General features: G+C 41.4%; 26 protein-coding genes and 1 pseudogene. 6 read left to right on the plus strand and 21 right to left on the minus strand.

All coding sequences use genetic code 11. The features are described 5' to 3' along the window. Positions 1-92: 92 nt before the first annotated feature. Together V7R39_RS16640 and V7R39_RS16645 are read left to right on the plus strand one after the other, a co-directional pair. Positions 93-914 (plus strand): hypothetical protein, encoded by an 822-nt coding sequence (locus tag V7R39_RS16640; protein WP_334032046.1) that lies wholly within the window; start codon positions 93-95, stop codon positions 912-914. 205 nt (positions 915-1,119) lie between these two features. After that, complete coding sequence (locus tag V7R39_RS16645) at positions 1,120-1,866, plus strand: hypothetical protein (RefSeq protein ID WP_334032047.1); 747 nt, start codon at positions 1,120-1,122, stop codon at positions 1,864-1,866. 106 nt (positions 1,867-1,972) lie between these two features. On the opposite strand, the gene V7R39_RS16650 is transcribed toward V7R39_RS16645, so the two are convergent. The 10 genes from V7R39_RS16650 to V7R39_RS16695 form a co-directional block, all read right to left on the minus strand. Beyond that, entirely contained in the window at positions 1,973-2,611 is a 639-nt protein-coding gene (locus V7R39_RS16650; protein ID WP_438823558.1) for a serine hydrolase, read from the minus strand. Positions 2,612-3,275: 664 nt separating this feature from the next. Beyond that, complete coding sequence (locus V7R39_RS16655) at positions 3,276-3,671, minus strand: hypothetical protein (RefSeq protein ID WP_334032049.1); 396 nt, start codon at positions 3,669-3,671, stop codon at positions 3,276-3,278. A 132-nt stretch (positions 3,672-3,803) separates the two neighbouring features. Continuing rightward, a complete protein-coding gene (locus V7R39_RS16660; protein ID WP_334032050.1) occupies positions 3,804-4,238 on the minus strand; it encodes a hypothetical protein in 435 nt (144 codons plus the stop codon). 136 nt (positions 4,239-4,374) lie between these two features. Further along, entirely contained in the window at positions 4,375-4,719 is a 345-nt protein-coding gene (locus V7R39_RS16665; RefSeq protein WP_334032051.1) for a DUF6694 family lipoprotein, read from the minus strand. 56 nt (positions 4,720-4,775) lie between these two features. Next, the gene (locus V7R39_RS16670) at positions 4,776-5,243 is read right to left on the minus strand and encodes a hypothetical protein (RefSeq protein WP_334032052.1); all 468 of its coding nucleotides are present in this window, start codon (positions 5,241-5,243) and stop codon (positions 4,776-4,778) included. Between the two features lie 297 nt (positions 5,244-5,540). Continuing rightward, positions 5,541-5,762, minus strand: a complete 222-nt coding sequence (locus tag V7R39_RS16675; protein WP_334032054.1) for a hypothetical protein — start codon at positions 5,760-5,762, stop codon at positions 5,541-5,543. Positions 5,763-5,878: 116 nt separating this feature from the next. Further along, positions 5,879-6,124, minus strand: coding sequence for a hypothetical protein (locus V7R39_RS16680; protein WP_334032055.1), 246 nt, complete (start codon positions 6,122-6,124; stop codon positions 5,879-5,881). Between the two features lie 96 nt (positions 6,125-6,220). Then, positions 6,221-6,676: a hypothetical protein gene (locus V7R39_RS16685; protein ID WP_334032056.1), complete on the minus strand. Its 456-nt coding sequence runs from the start codon at positions 6,674-6,676 to the stop codon at positions 6,221-6,223. Positions 6,677-6,783: 107 nt separating this feature from the next. Continuing rightward, entirely contained in the window at positions 6,784-7,131 is a 348-nt protein-coding gene (locus tag V7R39_RS16690; protein WP_334032057.1) for a hypothetical protein, read from the minus strand. A 339-nt stretch (positions 7,132-7,470) separates the two neighbouring features. Next, positions 7,471-7,926, minus strand: coding sequence for a DIP1984 family protein (locus V7R39_RS16695; RefSeq protein ID WP_129738935.1), 456 nt, complete (start codon positions 7,924-7,926; stop codon positions 7,471-7,473). Positions 7,927-8,065: 139 nt separating this feature from the next. Between V7R39_RS16695 and V7R39_RS16700 the strand changes: the two are divergent. Beyond that, positions 8,066-8,580 (plus strand): annotated as a pseudogene (locus tag V7R39_RS16700) (IS110 family transposase); the annotation flags it as partial. A 118-nt stretch (positions 8,581-8,698) separates the two neighbouring features. On the opposite strand, the gene V7R39_RS16705 reads toward V7R39_RS16700, so the two are convergent. From V7R39_RS16705 to V7R39_RS16755, 10 genes are all read right to left on the minus strand, one after another. After that, positions 8,699-9,019 carry a putative quinol monooxygenase gene (locus V7R39_RS16705; protein WP_334032058.1) on the minus strand — a complete coding sequence of 107 codons (321 nt, stop codon included), beginning with the start codon at positions 9,017-9,019 and terminating at the stop codon, positions 8,699-8,701. Between the two features lie 608 nt (positions 9,020-9,627). Then, on the minus strand, positions 9,628-10,041 hold the full coding sequence (locus V7R39_RS16710) for a hypothetical protein (protein ID WP_334032059.1): 414 nt from the start codon (positions 10,039-10,041) through the stop codon (positions 9,628-9,630). A gap of 118 nt (positions 10,042-10,159) precedes the next feature. Beyond that, positions 10,160-10,510 carry a hypothetical protein gene (locus tag V7R39_RS16715; protein ID WP_334032060.1) on the minus strand — a complete coding sequence of 117 codons (351 nt, stop codon included), beginning with the start codon at positions 10,508-10,510 and terminating at the stop codon, positions 10,160-10,162. Positions 10,511-10,555: 45 nt separating this feature from the next. Further along, positions 10,556-10,822, minus strand: coding sequence for a DUF2442 domain-containing protein (locus V7R39_RS16720; protein ID WP_334032061.1), 267 nt, complete (start codon positions 10,820-10,822; stop codon positions 10,556-10,558). Continuing rightward, positions 10,803-11,039 carry a DUF4160 domain-containing protein gene (locus V7R39_RS16725; RefSeq protein WP_334032062.1) on the minus strand — a complete coding sequence of 79 codons (237 nt, stop codon included), beginning with the start codon at positions 11,037-11,039 and terminating at the stop codon, positions 10,803-10,805. The genes V7R39_RS16720 and V7R39_RS16725 overlap by 20 nt, the downstream gene beginning before the upstream one ends. Positions 11,040-11,198: 159 nt before the next feature. Beyond that, entirely contained in the window at positions 11,199-11,510 is a 312-nt protein-coding gene (locus V7R39_RS16730; RefSeq protein ID WP_334032063.1) for a hypothetical protein, read from the minus strand. Positions 11,511-11,627: 117 nt separating this feature from the next. After that, a complete protein-coding gene (locus V7R39_RS16735; protein ID WP_334032065.1) occupies positions 11,628-11,966 on the minus strand; it encodes a hypothetical protein in 339 nt (112 codons plus the stop codon). Positions 11,967-12,569: 603 nt separating this feature from the next. After that, a complete protein-coding gene (locus V7R39_RS16740) occupies positions 12,570-12,866 on the minus strand; it encodes a HigA family addiction module antitoxin (protein ID WP_334032066.1) in 297 nt (98 codons plus the stop codon). A gap of 187 nt (positions 12,867-13,053) precedes the next feature. Beyond that, a complete protein-coding gene (locus V7R39_RS16750) occupies positions 13,054-13,251 on the minus strand; it encodes an addiction module protein (RefSeq protein ID WP_334032068.1) in 198 nt (65 codons plus the stop codon). A gap of 175 nt (positions 13,252-13,426) precedes the next feature. Further along, entirely contained in the window at positions 13,427-13,690 is a 264-nt protein-coding gene (locus V7R39_RS16755) for a hypothetical protein (protein WP_334032069.1), read from the minus strand. Positions 13,691-14,273: 583 nt separating this feature from the next. Here V7R39_RS16755 and V7R39_RS16760 point away from each other — a divergent pair. From V7R39_RS16760 to V7R39_RS16770, 3 genes are all read left to right on the plus strand, one after another. Continuing rightward, positions 14,274-15,302 carry an IS110 family transposase gene (locus V7R39_RS16760; RefSeq protein WP_334032077.1) on the plus strand — a complete coding sequence of 343 codons (1,029 nt, stop codon included), beginning with the start codon at positions 14,274-14,276 and terminating at the stop codon, positions 15,300-15,302. Positions 15,303-15,620: 318 nt separating this feature from the next. Further along, the gene (locus V7R39_RS16765) at positions 15,621-15,866 is read left to right on the plus strand and encodes a type II toxin-antitoxin system CcdA family antitoxin (RefSeq protein ID WP_071817742.1); all 246 of its coding nucleotides are present in this window, start codon (positions 15,621-15,623) and stop codon (positions 15,864-15,866) included. Continuing rightward, positions 15,866-16,183, plus strand: a complete 318-nt coding sequence (locus V7R39_RS16770) for a CcdB family protein (protein ID WP_334032072.1) — start codon at positions 15,866-15,868, stop codon at positions 16,181-16,183. Before V7R39_RS16765 ends, V7R39_RS16770 begins: the two co-directional genes overlap by 1 nt. A gap of 92 nt (positions 16,184-16,275) precedes the next feature. Here the strand turns inward: V7R39_RS16770 and V7R39_RS16775 are convergent, their stop codons facing one another. Continuing rightward, a complete protein-coding gene (locus V7R39_RS16775) occupies positions 16,276-16,590 on the minus strand; it encodes a hypothetical protein (protein ID WP_334032073.1) in 315 nt (104 codons plus the stop codon). Positions 16,591-16,609 lie beyond the last annotated feature (19 nt).

The raw sequence follows: 16,609 nt of genomic DNA on the forward strand, positions 1-16,609 counted from the left end.
TCTTGTGTTCAGATAACTTCTATTATATTGTGCTCTCGTTTTTTAGAAGCATCGAATAGATAACGGTGCTAGCAATATAAAAAGGATTTATTATGTTTGTTACACGTGCAGCCCTTTGCGCCCTCGCTCTAGCTACTCCTACCGTATTTGCCGAAACTACGCCAATTAACCATGAAGTCAGCATTGGTTTCTCTGATGTCAGAGATGCGGATGATAATTTCATTGGTGCCAGCTACCGTCATTATTTTGATACGGTAAATATCGGCGAGCAGGCTTACGCAATAAGCCCATACCTTCAGCGCAGCAACAATATATCGGTAGACTATTTCGGTATTGATAACGTCGATCAGTTTAATGTCACTGGCGAATGGTTTTCACAAGACGATTTAGTGGTAAGAGGCCGTTACGGCAGAACTACTGACGACAACAGATTCTATGATGCAACCCTACAGCGTTTTGGCGTTGATGTTTCAAAGTTTGTTTCTGAAAATTGGGAAGTGGGAGCAGGAGTAGACTTTTACGACCTTGATGAAACCTTCAGGGCTTTTGATGGTGGAAGCGATGTGCAACGTTTTGGTGATTCTGAATTCAGTGCCAGTGTATTCGCTCGCTATACAAGCTTCGGTTTCAATCCTTCAAGCTTTAAACCTGGTTGGGATATCAAGCTTAAAGGTACGCACTTTGATGATGAGCTTACATTAGAAGTCGATGCGGATTACTACTTCAAAGCCAACTGGAGTGTAGGCGTAATGGCAATACACGAGAACAATGATCGCTTTGGTTCTGAAAACGTCATAGAGTTGGGTACAAATTATTGGTTTAATGCGCATTCTTCAATTCGCTTTGGTGCTGGTGTTGATACCGATGAAGGCACACTAGGCTCATTAACGCTATTAGGTACATTTAGATTTTAAGCCTCACGAATGCTATTTCTTTCTAAAGCCTCGCTATGCGGGGCTTTTTATTGACATCCGTCCTCTAGAACGAGCTGCGAAGTAGATCAATCTATACGTATTTTGAGTATGTAGTTAGGGCGTGTTGCTCTTTGCTGTACATTTAGCCCAAAACTCGTACGACAAAGAGCAACACGCCCTGATAATCATTAAAAAGGTAAGTTAAATGTCACTGCACTCGATTACGCAATTTTGCTTTGTTGTCCTATTGATAAGTGCTAGCGAATTGGCGTTCAGTGTGCCTGCCCCCGCATTTGTTGAAAAAGAGCAGGCAGAATTGAGCGCAACAGGCTGTACTGACCCTAAATACAAGCAGTTTGTTGAAGAGCGGCTCGACTATTTTAAACGCAAAAACAAGCGAATGATGAAGCGTACTCAGCGAGACTACGAGCGAAGCAGCCAAGCGAAAAGCAATCCGTATCAGGTGATAGGGGATTTGAGCCGACACCTTATTTACAGCGCTCAATTTGAGCCGGTAAAAACCGTGAACGCCAAGATTGACCTTATGTTTCAGCACGGCGAACGCCTAAGCAGAGATCAGCAAATAGCCGGTAATGTATTTGATAATTTTAGTACGGAAGCGCATTTTGTTGGAATAGCGAGGGCGTGGGTGGCCTATCGGCAGGGGCGTAACCAAGATGCCTTCAATGAGCTGTTAACGTCAATTGATGTGAGTAACTCAGCTGTTTTGGAATCATTTGGGCCTGACTTCACCTTTATCCGCCGTATCTACCGCGATGGTTACACTAAGCCAGTGGTTGCCTATATTAATAAAACCAAAGATTTTTGGACAGGAAAGCGAGCCGATGCGCTGCGCTTTGCCTGGCTCACCATGATTAAGCACGGCTGCGCTATTCAGTTTGATTCACTTGATACTATTAAATTTTCAGAGCTGGGTCTTATAGCAAAGTAGACAGCCAGTAACGACGGCCTTGTGAGTTACTGTTGCTTGCACGCTTCTTCAGCGACCAGCGAGTTTCCCACTGCGCCTATCGGTGTCGCACCGATGCGTAGATCTATCATGAACTATTCTGCTTTTTTAGAATTTTTACGATCCTGTTATTCATAATTTGTGACAAGTTCCAATTGTACAGTTCGGAGTCGGTAGTGCTGAAGAACTCAATTACGACGGTATCACGTTCTTTATTGTATTCTGCAAAGCTCTGATATTCCGGCACCCAACCTGAATGTTCATATTCATAAATGGAAGAATAGATTTCCTGTTCTCCTGCTCGAAACAGTGAACCATCGTTCAGTGCTCTTACGAACGTGCTCACGTCTTCTGCCGAAGCCAATATGCCATGTTCATCTTTTTTTAAATCAAAGGGATGACCTACATGATAGCCCCTCATTACAAGTTCAGGTAAATATTCGGCAATTGTCTTATCTAAATGAAGTCGTCCACTGCTTACTAATTTGGTAACGGCCACTGCATTATATAGCTTGCTGATGCTGGCAATCTTAAACAGAGCATGAGGTTTGGCGGGTATTTTAGCTTTTCTATTGTGCCAACCCGAAGCAACATACTGCGGGGATTGACCAGTTCGGTCTATATAAACAATCATTCCGTCGAAACCATGGTCAATGGCTTCATCTAGCTGTTCCTGAACCGTATTTGGCAGTGGCAGAATCCATGCCTTTACTAATAGCCATGGCACAAAGTACAAAGAAGTTATAGTCGCTATTAGAAGGGTTATTCTCAGAATTTTTTCTTTTGATTTTGTTCATATCGCTTCAGTCGGTTATTGCTCTAATTACTTCTAATAACGAACGCAGAAACCAAGGGCATAACGACAAAAACTGCTTTGCGTGTAGGCTCTCAAGTAAAGGAAGTTAGCGCGTCTATATACGTTCATGCTTAGGGCTTGAAAAAGTGGATTCCCAAGATACAAGTGCTGCGCAGAGGCTCGATATTATGAGAGTGAGGATAGATGCGCCAATACCATAGAAGCCAACCATAACTGATTTAAATAAAACCGGTTGAGCGCTTTAAGTAAGGGTTCTCCTGACCAGCATTGGCTCACTTGGGGAAAAGTAGCTCAACGAAACAGCAAGAAAAATCGCCAAAGCAAGACCAAAGAAAACGTATCCCAAGTAGGCTAGGCAACGCGCGATAAACAATAATGCGCCTAGGTTATTCGGCTTTAAATTGGAGTAGGGTACTAGTTTCATAAAAATTCCATTTGTATGTATTTACACTGGATTTTCGTTTTGTGAAATTACTGATAAAAGTATACAAGTAACATAAAGGTGGCGACTATTGAAACGCAACCCGCAATAAACGATTTTGGCGGCTCTTGTCAGAGCCCGTTCTATGTTTTGTTATGTAACCCGGCCCTTTGAACCAAATTTCTTCCTATTCAAACCTAACGTTATCAACCCTATAAATGCGAACAAAGTGCCAATCGGAATGATAAAAAGCAATAAGAATGAGTAAAATATCAAAGTCCAAAACAGCCAACTAGTGCGGTACTTTAGTACTGTAACGGAAGTTAATAAAAACACTAACCCCAGCATAAAAAGACCAAAACCTACCACAATAGGTTTCAACATTGACATCTCTTCTGGGGTTATTTTAGGTTCATTGGTACTAAAAAGGCTTATGTCTTGAAATGAAGAGTAGATGGGGAAGAGCGCATCTACCATTCCCAATGGAAGTGCCCAAAAAAGCAATAAACCTAAAATTGTAATATATTTCCCTATAACCTCTTTACTCATCTGCTCCCTCTTACTTAGTTGTTGGTTTTACCCCATAACGGGCAATGGCTTATTGGCAAAAGCGGCGAAAGCGGCGAAACCGTTGGCGAGTCATACTCCTAGCCCGCAAAGCGTAACACGTTAATTTGCTCGTTACGTTTTGTTGCTTGATACATTTTGCCGAGCTAAAAAGATAGCACACAACAACACCGGCAATAGCTTTGATAATGTAAGCGCAAGGTTGTACCACATATCGTCATTATTATGCGCGATAGTAGCTAAACCATATACCATAAACACAAAGAACGGAGCGATAAGAAAGGAAGAATTGACCATATTAAAAAGCCGCCTAAAAATTACCGCGAGCAGATAAAACGAAAGTGTGAGCGGCAGACCAATGGTGATGAAGCTTGTTAATGACAGTGCCAACGTTGGTGAAAGTTGCATTAAGGGTAATAGCATTTTTTCTGGGACGGCAACTGCAGCGCCATAGCCCATAATCACTATCGACAAACAGACAAATAAAACGCCGGCAGCAAAAAATAGAGACCTGTTTGCCAAAGGCTTATTTTGTAGATTAATTTCCATATCAAAGTTCCTTTTAAAAAGCCGAATAGCTCGCTATCAGGCTAATAGTGAATTGCTAAGATAGCGACGAAGTAAAGCCATGCTTGCGTTTCAGTGTACCTGCTATTTGGCACATAAATTCAGCGCGTTGTAACATTTAATGAGGTGATACTTTCACTGAAACTTTAGTCGGTGAATTGGCTGCCAACTCCATTACTTGTTTGTAGGTAAGACCATCCATCTTTTTGCTTAAAATATAGTAATTGATTGACTCCATAGTGGGGTCATCAAGCAAGTCAACAGCACTAGTAACGTCAGAAAATTGTATAGCAACCAACGCTGCGGCAAAGTCGACTCTTTTACTATTGGGTAGCTTTTGTAGCATGTAGCTAATATCGTTTTGGATCGACGTTTCGCTGCTTCCATTGAAAACAAATTCTTCTTTGGTACTGGCGCAACCCAACAAAGAAATAAACGCAACTGATAAAAATAAAACTCTCATAGTCTTCCTTAAATATGTCTATCCCTGAAAACGCAGTGAGTGAGTTGGTCTGGTTTTTAGGCGGTATTAGGGCTTCGTATTTTCCTGTAACGCATAGTAAGAACTGTAATAATGCCACATAAAATGCCGGTGCTAAAAGCTCCATTAAAGCCCAAAGAAACTACAAGCGGGCGTAAGACAAATAAATTAATAATGAGCGCTGGTATGAATGCAATAGCGAATACTTTCAGCTTAAACATTGTTTCAAAGGGTGAGTTGCAGTGTGGGCAAACTTTTCTTTTTCCCCACTTATTGGCAGTTTTAGAAAAGAAACCTATTTTTTCTTCACAGTTTGGACACCTAAAGAACTGTTCGTTTGATTCAAAATTATCATCGAGTGTCTCTGGATTATTTCTCCCTAATGGGTGTCGCGAATTCAACTCGTCTTTTATCCGCTCAACTCGATCTGGAAAGGCTTCTCTATCTATATTGGCTAGAGCATCTTCTAGCTCTGCGATTGTATATCCTGAATAATCTGGTTCCATTGATAAATTTCCCTTGTCACCTAACGTTAAGCAAAAGAGCAGTTGCATTGCGTGTAAATTGCCTAGGGCGGCGAGCTATGTAGCTGTCTCAGTGAGTCCGTTCTGCTAAATTCTGTGGACTAAATACCAGCATAATAATCAATAGTATCGACAGTTAAAATTAAATATTCTTTGATTCTTACAACTTTACTCAAAGGGCATACCTCTGTGCACTATATTGACAAGCTACTCCCATTTGAACGTATAACTCATGCTTTATCCTCAACTCCAATACTTCTCCAATCATAAATTTTCTTGTTAAGTAATATTGCATATATTATCTGAATTCGAGCCAATCAACTTTCTGACTTTAGAGCCTACTAGTGTTGCCGCAATTAACGCCAAAATTTGAAATCGAATAAGCAAAAAGCCACCTACCAGATATGCTTGAATAAAATATTCACTGAGTAGACCCGACACTACAAAGTAGCCCATGAAAACTGCGTTCAGCAACAACAATACTAGTATTTCTGTTCCCATTCCTTGTTATCTAATTCCCGTTTAAGTGGCGCAACCGCATCGAATATTAGTGCGAAGCGGCCCATGAATTTGTGTACCAGCACACGCCTTAAAACGCTTGTTATATGATATGAAACTCAAGGCTTACTCAATGCTGAGTGATGAATTAGCCAATAGACGGCGGCTACAAAAACGCCACCTACCAATACAGCGAGTGACCAAATTACTGGACCCACAAACGCTAGTTGTCGATTTTCTTCGTTTAATCTGCTGGAGTCATTAAATATAGCGGCACTAAACGCGAGGTGCACAATTATAGTTGCAATAAGTGGCAAGATTGCCCACATAGACATTGATGAAAAGAAATGAGAGTTAAAATCCATTTATTATGTTTCCTTTTTTTAAACTCAACTTGGCTAAAATGCGAAGCAGCTCACGTGTCGGCGTCCCAGCGAACGAGTGGGTGACTTAATGCTTTGCTAGAAGCCCAAACGCCGTTGTTCACTGCGAGGATTGTGTGGCATTACATTACCACCAAATGTTTGTTTATACACCTTGCCTAAGTCTGAAGTTAATTCCAGCGTTATTAGGTAAGGTGAGCCCATTGCAGAACGCCAATAGTGATACTGCTTTTGATATTGCTCATTAAAACTAAAAGTAATATTGGCTGACGTAAGCCATGCTGCAGGAATTTTATGAGAATTTAGCATCTTATTAAGCAATTTGCGCATGCTTACAGAAAATGGTTTAAGGCATTCTTCATTGCAGCTGTTTTCTACTGCTAACAAATTGATTGTGATAGAAGAGATATTCCTACGTTTGGCAAGTAAACATAGTTGTCCTATTGCCCAGTAACCAAGATGATCGTTATTACGACCATTAAGCATATGAGTAAAGTTTCTTACAATACCCTTGAACTCAGTTCGGCGAGCCATGATCCCCCTTGGCTTCTAACCTTAAGCTAAGGGGCAAAAAGTAGCGCGCAAAATAGCCGAAGGCGCGCTGCGATTGTGTTTCAGTGAGCCCGCTTTTGGCGAAAGACTTAAGCGTTTTGTAAGGCATGTTTACAAACACCCTCGTTACTCAATTGCTCTTTAACTTCTAATATAAATTTATTCGTTTGCTCTTCTGTTCCGAAGAGTTTTTTACTTGATAAAAATAGACCTTGGAGGTCTTCAAATATACTTAAACTCGTTTCTAAATTTGCACAGTGGTAGGCCTTCAAATTCTTCTCATTGCCTTGAGTCAAAAGGCTAACGGACTGAGAGAATGTACGCATCTCAGAAACATTGGATGATTGAATGCTATGAATGAATAAAATATACCCTAGGAATCCAGCAATAAGCGCCCCCAAAGCGAAAGAAGAAGTACAATAAGCCAACGTTTTCATAGTTTTCCTTTTGAGTGCTTAACTTTTCAGTAACGGTCGTAGGCACGCGGAGAGTAATAGCGAAGCCACCCTACGTATTAACGTCCTATACGCGCGAAGCGAGTGTTTATGAGCTTGTTAGGCATTTGCTTATAAGAACCCCGAACCCACCCTCAGCTTAGTTTGCGTCAATATTTAAGGTAGTAACAATGAAACGTACAAAATTCTAGTGTGACTTGTACAGGGGATAAAGGTTTGAGAAGGAATCGAACCTTCTAGACTTGCCCCTACGTCTAACCTAGTTACAACTTTACCCAGTTGTCGGAAAATATTCGCCCGCAAACAGGCCTACCGTTCTTTTTAAATCAAATCCTCAGTCCAGTTAATTGACTGAATTTTCATATCCAACTCTCGAAATTGCTTTGAAAGCTTATCGGCTTCCTGTTGTATTGCTCTAACGTCGACGGAAGGTTTGAATTTAATCTCTAGTTTCTTATACCTATCTTGAGTAACGGTAGCTTGTTTGGCAAGTTCCCGATATAGCTCTATCTGTTTAGAAAGATAATCTCTTTCGGATAATATATCAGATAGCATTTGATGCTCGTCGAAACGAATACTGCAATTAGTTTTATTAATTGCTTTAATGAGCTGAACCAGTTCGGTATTCACTTGCTCTAATTCATTGAGCAGTTCATTCGGATCTTCTGCTGGTTTCTCATCCACTTGAATCTTTGCGTTACGTAAAATTCGTTCTTTAAGTTGATGTGAGCGCCTTTGCAGGTCCGCTCTAATATTCAATGCTTCTGCAAGTTTCAACTGATTCTCCTTAAATGCCTAGACACAATGACTCCCTGAGAAATGCTAGCCTCCGCATTTTCGTGGGTTAGCTAACAGCAAAACTGCTCACCAGAGCCATAATTAGTTTGTTCAATACTAAATCAATTGAGAGGCTAGTATGAACAAACATAGCATGATTTTTATCGGGTTGGATACGCATAAAGAGTTTCATGAGGTTGCTTATTGTGAAGAACAGCGTGGAGCGACGCCGGTTCATTATGGGCGTATTCCCTCATCTAAGGTTAGTGTCAAAAAGCTGCTCCTCCAGTTTGAATCTAAATATCCTAGTGCAACACTTCACGTTGTTTACGAAGCAGGGCCATGTGGCTACTGGATATATCGTCTACCAGTCTTGGGCATTGTTGCTATGTCGTGGCTCCGTCTCTTATTCCCAAAAAGCCAGGAGAGCGAATTAAAACCGACCGCCGAGATGCGCTTAAACTCGTTAGGTCACTTAATTCTGAAGATCTCACGCCCATATATGTTCCCGAACCTGAGGACGAAGCCGTTCGCGACTAACCCCGTGCTCGTGAAGCGGCAATGAAGGATTTAAAAGAAGCAAAGTATCAACTCAAAGCCTTATTACTTCGCAACAACATACGTTATGAAGGCACTGTCAACTGGTCGATTCAATTCTCATTTTTCACCTCACTCGTACATTATATAAGACAAGCTTGGCCTGAAAATAGGTACATGTACAGAATGTTGTTCATGACAACGTGACTGCTAACTTTAAGCTAACATTCGTGCATTAACTTAATGGTGTAAACTCCGAAAAGACTGACGAGACTTCTTTAACTTGAGAAACCGGTACATAGTCACAAACCTCTGAAAAAGAAATCCACATTTCCTGTACTTTGACGTTAGAGTGGGCTTTTTCAATAGCTTCTTTAGATGCCCATTCAAATACTTCGATAATGGTTCCATCTTCTGAACGCATAGAAATAGCGTCTCGATTACTGATTAAGCCCTCTGCTCTGAGAGTAGGAATGTGTGATTTTACAAGAGCTTCAAGCTCAGCTTGTTTTCCTTCCTTTGGCTTATAACCGACAATAACTATTCTACCTGTCATCATTAGTTCTCGATGCTGATTGGCACGTAACACCTAGCTAAGGGGCGCATGTGCAGCGCGATAATGGCGAAGCCGCGCTGCATTTGTGCCCCAGTGTGGCATGCAGTGCTACACGTGTTAAGCGCCTTGTTATATGCCATTTGTTAACTTAGCCCTCATAACAGCTGATAGTAGCAACAGCTTCTAATATTGAAGATTGATTACCGTGCCAGCCTTCTGAGGATGAAGAATTTGAAATGCCTTTAAGACTAATGTTTTCTCCAAATTTAGACCTATTAAATTCGTAATATCTAGAACGGCACGCTTTTCTAGCTGCAAGATGTATCTTATTTTTGACTGCAACTTTCCCTTCCGATATTGGGCCTTGCGCAGTAATACGATAAGAGTTTTCTGATATTTTCTCTACAACAGGCTCCTGTTGTACCGCGCAACTTAGCAGAGTAAGAAACGTTAATGTTAGAACAGAAACTCTCACCTAAAACCCTTCTTTGGCATACAACGCCTCAAAAAAAGGGCAAGTGCTTACCGGCGAAAATGCCGAAGGTGCCGGTGAGTACTTGTCCCAGAGAGCAGAACGAGCGTTGTTGATTGGTTTGTTATACATCCTGCTAGTTTAAACCACAAAACCTTTTAAACATGCCTACTGCTGAAACCATTGGTTGGGTTCCTAGCTTGTCCACATTTGCAAAAGCTGGGTCGTCCAGCGAATCTGTTTCGGGTAATACGATAGTAACTTTGTCACCACTATTATCCGTATAAATTGAAGACCAATACTCAGCACCTCTTTCCAATGCGAGCTCGGTGTAAACGCACATCATCCAGCGAGAAGCACCAGCGGAGCGTTGTTGAAAGTTTGGAATACTTAACACTGATACAGATCCCTTTCTTTCCACTTCAGTCACAACAAAGTCAAAAGCAGTAATTCCCCTGTCTTTAGATGATACCGAAAACAATGCTTCACCATATGAGCTGAAATGCACGAATGTCAAAGAGATGAAAATTGCTAAAAAGATACGTTTCATTATTTAAGTCCTTTTGGGTGTATAACACTATGCTATCGGGCAGTGACGAAGCGGCATAATAGCGAAGCGCTGCTGCGTTACTGTCCCAGTGAACGAAGTGAACGAGTTTAGCGCTTTGTTATGCATTGGTGCTAACTATTGGTTGCCCAACTAAATCAATGATTACGGTATGGCATTCCACTTCGAACCACTGTTTAAACATATTTAGTGTACGTTTTTTAGGCCAAAGACTCTCGTCTACATACCAATTAAATAGCTCATTTTCGAAGAGTGCTTTGTAATTGAGTTTTACCCACTGATTAACGATATCTGGAGTGTCAGCATCCTCGTCATGGATCAGGAAAACCGTTCTTTCTTCATTTACTTCCTCCAAAGTGACTTTGGGCGAATTTGGAACAGGATCCGCAGAGTTAATCCAGTCAATAGCAGGTTTTTTGTATTTGAGCATTATTGCAGCTCTATTAATCATGCATGTTTCTCCATGGATGCGTCCCAGCGAACGCAGTGAGTGTGTCTATTGATTGGCTATCTTCTTTCCTTGATTGCCCAAAAGAAGACCATTAACACTTAAGTCCTCGTCCAATTGAGGCCAATGAATACCTTCGCCATCACCCATTATCTCCCAATCTTTAAGTTGATCTGCAGTCGCAGATGAAAGCGATGGGAACCACGCTAAAAGAACGGAAAGAGTGCGGCCATCAATTAGACTGATAATAAGTGAATCTGAGTCAAAACTAACTGAGTGAGCAAGAGGGTGATGTTCAACTGTCAAAATAGCCATTCCAAACCGCCAAAAATGTTCCTTTATTTTCGACCACCAATTGCTCGAGTTTTCTTAACTCTTTCGGTGGAAAACGAGTAGAGCTATCTAAAGCAACGAGCTTTAACCAGAATTTAGCAAGCATCTTCTCTCGCTGAGTATGAATGTGTGCGGGTTCACCGTTTTCATTACTATAAAAGAAAAAACGATAATGCCCTAATCTTAATACTGTCGGCATCCATTAAGATTATCGCAGAAGAGCACATATGCCAATTGGAAGATAACACTATGCTAACGGGCAGTGACGAAGCGGCATAATAGCGAAGCCGCCCCGCGTGTATGCGTCCAAGCAAACGAAGTGAGTGAGTTTATTGAGTTGTTAGGCCGTGCTGATAAATTAGTCATGGCTATTAATGAAACTTTGTAACTCATCTGAGAAACCTTTTATTTGTTTAGCTTCTAGAAGGCCGTCTGATTTCATTAATGCGAGCTGCAGCATAGCTTTGGACCTTGCATTGTAATTGAAGATGTTGGCGATACGTTTGTCGCTGTTTTCCATCAATTTATACAAATAAAGATATTTTGCATGATTTGAAAGTTCGGGATTATCGATTCCTTTACGCACATCGTCCAAAACTTGCTGGCAGCATTTATCTAATGCATCTGCCTTAACTTGTTTGAAGTGTTTCCAATCTGCCTCTGAAATCATGTTTTACCTCTATAGGCCTAACTTTTAAATAAGGGGCGCGGACGTGCGGGGCATAATGACGAAGCCGCCCTGCATGTTTGTGTCCCAACCCGCGCAGCGGGCGAACTTGACTTTTTGTTAGTTGCGTTCATAAACATACCTAAGTTCGCTGCTAAACAAAGGCTTATAAACTGTAATTTTAATTTCTTGATCTAACTTACAATATCTTTCGCACCTTACAATAATAAAATTTCCGTCCGGAAGTTTTACCTTTGCTAAATCTATTCTATGGACACTTCGATTGCCACCGCCAATTGGGCGCTGAGATATTGAGTAGACCTTACCTTCTAGTGTTCCTTTCTCGACTCCTGTCACTAATGTGAATTGAAATAAAATAGCCAGAAGAGCAAGTATTAATGCAGAGGTTCCCAAAATTAAGATTGGTTTATTAGTGAGTAAGTATGCAGCTTGACCCATGAGCACCTAACTTTTAAATAAGGGGCGCGGACGTGCGGGGCATAATGGCGAAGCCGCCCCGCATGTTTGTGTCCCAACCCGCGCAGCTGGCGAACTTGACTTTTTTGTTATACATTCGCTGCCAATGAGTCGGGTACTGACTTTTGAAAACAATATCAAAATAATCATCTGTCCCTAGCTTGGCGTTCTTGACCATGGGATAAAAGTAAACTGCTGCGCAAAGTGAACAAAGTAAATATATACAGCAAAATAGTAACAGAAAGCCAAAAGCAAAAACCGTGTACACTATTTGATCGCTATATTCCTTTAATGGAATATCAAGGTCTACACCGAACATTGGTAGAGCTTTCATAAACAATAAATAAGCTATGACTCCTCCCAAAATACATCCGGTAGTACCAACTTTCGCCGACTTTTCATAAAAGTACGGTTTCAGGTTAAGTCGGCTCTTTATCGCTTTAATTAAAATAACCTATTCCTTGAGAATGTATAACACTAAGCTAAGGGGCAAAAGCACAATGCGAGAATAGCGAAGCCGCATTGTGTTTTCGTCCCAGTAACCCGCACCGCGGGTTGCGACTTGAGCGTTTTGTTACACGCGTCTTATACCGTAGCCATATTGTATGGGGATACATGTAAAGAGCTTTGGTATTGCCTTGTTTGCCATAAATCAAAAGCGTTTTGCATGCGTAGCCAGTGGGCGGCAGATGGCTTACCGAATATCAACTCAAGGCGAAGTGCCATTTCTGGGGTAATAGCTCCTTTACCATTAAGAACTTTCGACAATGTTTTGCGACTAACATCTAAATGTTGCGCTACATCAGTAATAGTTAGTTCTAACGCATCAATAACGAGATCTCTGAGTATCTCACCGGGATGCGCTGGGTTATGCATATTCATTAGTGATAATCCTCGTAATTAACGATTTCAACGTCCCGTCCAACAAAGCGATACGTAACTCTCCAGTTACCGCTTACTCGGACAGACCAAATATCATTTCCTAGCCCAGTCTGGCATTGTTGATAATAAGAATATGCGTCTTTGATATCTTCTTCTGCTTCCGGCCTGATAGATAAAATAAATTTCATTAGCCAGTGATTCTGCTCTTAACGTCGCTCCAACTTGAACCAAAGTCTTGGTCAGCTTCGAAGGACTTTATTCTATCGTTAAGAAGCTGAGTTTGCTCTTTTGATAATTCAATAGAATCTTGTTCTGCAGCTACTGAGTCCCAAATCCTCTGGGCGAGTTCAACTTTTTCTATAGTTGAGAGGTTCTCTATTTTCATAGCAGGTCTCCTAAAATATCGAGTGCTACATGTATAATTGTTTATTAGACAAAAAACATTTCGATTTCACTGAAGCAGCTAACCCACTAAGGGGCAATTACTTGTTGGCGAAAATGGCGCAGCCGCCAACGAGTAATTGTTCCAGTGCGCGCTGCGAATGAGCTTTAGTGGTTTGTTATACGTCACTACTTACATCCTTGATAACTAATCGCCTAAATACAAGGATGAAAATCCCAATTAAAAAGAACAATAAACCAAACTTGAATTCTGGTTCAGCCTCAACGACCTTGTAATACATGTCCTCTCTTTGAGGTAGCCAGAAAAACAACTCTGAAATCTCAACAGGAAGTGAATCTCTAGCCTTGTACAACAGGCCAATTAAAACAAACAATATGCCTGTTAATAGCAGTGGCTTATCGAGTTTTTGATTAACTTTCATGACGTATAACTTTTAAATAAGGGGCGCAGACGCGGAGGGCATAATCGCGAAGCGGCCCCCGTGTTAGCGTCCCAGCGACCGGAGGGAGTGCCAACAGCGTTTTGTTAGGCGTACAAAGGAAAGTACTCAGCTTTGCTGCCACCACTAGCCAATTAGGCCGCGCGTTTAAATTATTGAATTTAAGATAAAACAACCCTGTGCGAAAAGCCAGATGTTAACGGTAATGCTGGATAAAAGAGCGAGTTTAGAAAGCTGGTGATGTTGAATATTGGCGTTGCGATGTTGATGAAAAGGGCGTTGCTAAAGCCGATGAAACTACCGAAAAAGGAAGCCGCAAAGACAACCTAGCGAAACAGCCTTGATGTCTGAATGTCACGTCTAAACCCACATTTTAATGCTGTAAGTAAATGATGCCTAACACCCGCATAACGGGCAAAGGTATGTAGGCTAAAATACCAAGCGAAGCGCAGGGAGCCTACGTTTTTGTCCCTAGCGAGATAATTGGACTCCCCAACCTAATAGGTTGGTCTAACATTTACGTTGTCACACACAAAGATTAGATAGGAGTCCATCTGTGTATAATATGCCCACTGGTGTAGATTTAGCAAAAAAAGAGATCCAGGTTTGTGTCGCCAAATCGAATAAGATAGTTCGTAATATGCCGATGACGCCCACTGCTTTTTCTAATTGGCTAGCCACTCAAAAACCAATGACAGTTGTTTTTGAAGCGTGTGCGACGTCAAATTATTGGTATCAATGTGCGCGTGAATACGGGCATGATGCCCGTTTAATATCAGCTAAGCTTGTATCGAATATTCGTCAAAACCAAAAGACTGATAAGAACGATGCTGAAGCGGTTTTACAGGCATCACAACTTAGTAACGTGAATTTTATTAGCGGGAAGTCTAAGGAGCAGCAGGAGCTTCAATCACTTGTCCGTATGCATCAACTATCAGTAAAGCATAAAGTTGCTTACGGGAATCAATTCTGTTCGTTACTTTTAGAGTTCAACATAAAGTTGTCACCAGCAGATGCGGGGTTGAACAGTGCAATACAGTCGATATTGGAAGATGCAGAAAATGGATTTAGCGCGATATTCAGAGAGGCATTACACACGGCATGGCATCAATATCTCAAGAGTATAGAGCTCGTAAAACACTACGAAAAGAGTGTAGCTAGAGCCAGCAGAGCATCAGAAGCTTGCAAAAATCTCATGAAGATAGAAGGTGTTGGCCCGACAAATGCGGTTAACCTGTACATAGCGCTAGGTTGTTGTGAGTTAGGCGTTTTCAAAAAAGCCCGAGACGCTGCTGCGTGTATCGGTTTAACGCCAATACAACATTCTTCAGGTGGTAAAGTGCGTTTGGGGTCTATAGGTAAAAATATACGGAACTCGTCATTGCGCGCTAACTTGGTCGCAGGTGCGATGTCAGCAGTAAACCAGGCGGTTAAACGTGATTCGCGAGCGAAGAAAGATGAATGGATTAAAGGGCTAGTAGAGCGGAGAGGTAAACGTTGTGCAGCTGTAGCGCTGGCCAACAAAACAGTTAGAACAGCATTTTCGTTGCTACGCAACGGAACTGATTACAAAGCAGAGCTATTATCTGCTTAGTTTAGTTTTAAGTTAACAACTAAATGCGCCATACAAGATAAAAATCAGCTTGGTAAGCCAGTGCTGCGCTCAGGGCATAAAAGCCCGCCAGCGAGATGTGGCATCAAGTTCGCGTAAATATCATAGAGCCGGGATAGCTTCCCATTACGAGCTCGTACATAAGCACGCATTACATCTTGTAACGGTAAAAATAGTTGTTGACTATGGGGAGTCCACATAAGCGCAGCGAGTGTTAATGCGTTTGTTATATTCCAACCATGCTTTGCAATACGCATTTGTATGCGTATACTTGATGGTGAAATTAGTTGGAGTGATAAAATGCAAGATTTATATGACGTCCATGCCCCCAAGAAAGCGACAAATCTAAGCTTAAATAGCGACTTATTGCAAAAAGCTCGAAGTTTAAAAGTTAACCTTTCTGCGACCTTAGAGCAAGCACTCAGAGACAAGCTAAAAAGTATTGAAGCAGAGAAATGGAAAAAAGAAAACAAAGCTGCTATAGCTGCATACAACGAGTTTGTTGCTGAGAACGGTTGTATAGGTGATGAGTACAGGAACTTCTAATGGCGCAATTTGATGTTTACAGAAACCCAAGCAAGAAAACTAGCAAAGCTTACCCTTTTCTTGTTGATGTTCAAAATTCTGTAATCGACCAATTGGCAACAAGGCTGGTTGTACCGTTAACAACTAGTAATACTAAAAACAGTTTTTACATGAAGAAGCTGACGCCGGAAATAGAATTCGAGGACACAACATATTTATTTCTAGCACAACAACTTAGTTCTATACCCGAAGACGTGCTCCACGATCGCATTGGTTCGTTGGAGCAATCCAGAGCACTGCTGATAGATTCAATAGACTTCGCTATCACTGGAATATAACTTTTAAATAAGGGGCGCAGACATGTGGGGCACAATGGCGAAGCCGCCCCGCGTGTTTGTGTCCCAGCGAACGCAGTGAGTGACTTGATTTTTTATGTGCCGCTGTAATAATTTTCAGTCCATCCTATCAACGGCATAAACTTTTCGACTTTTAATTTTTGTCCAACTATACACGAGCGTTGACAAACAATGTTTACAACATTCCCATTATTCAGCCTTACTGATGCTTGATACATGTTGGGCTTATTTCGGCCTGAAATGCCCGTGTTGTCCCAAACCGAAATAACTTCACCTTGATAAGTTTCAATTAAACGTCCGCGGATAAAGACTTGGTCAATAAATAGATAGAGTCCAAGTAAGAATGCGATTGATATAATTGAATACTTAACTAAGGTTTGCGATTGCAACTCAAATCCTCAAGGAACA

The sequence above is a fragment of the Alteromonas sp. P256 genome, assembly GCF_036864455.1.
Lineage (GTDB): Bacteria > Pseudomonadota > Gammaproteobacteria > Enterobacterales > Alteromonadaceae > Alteromonas.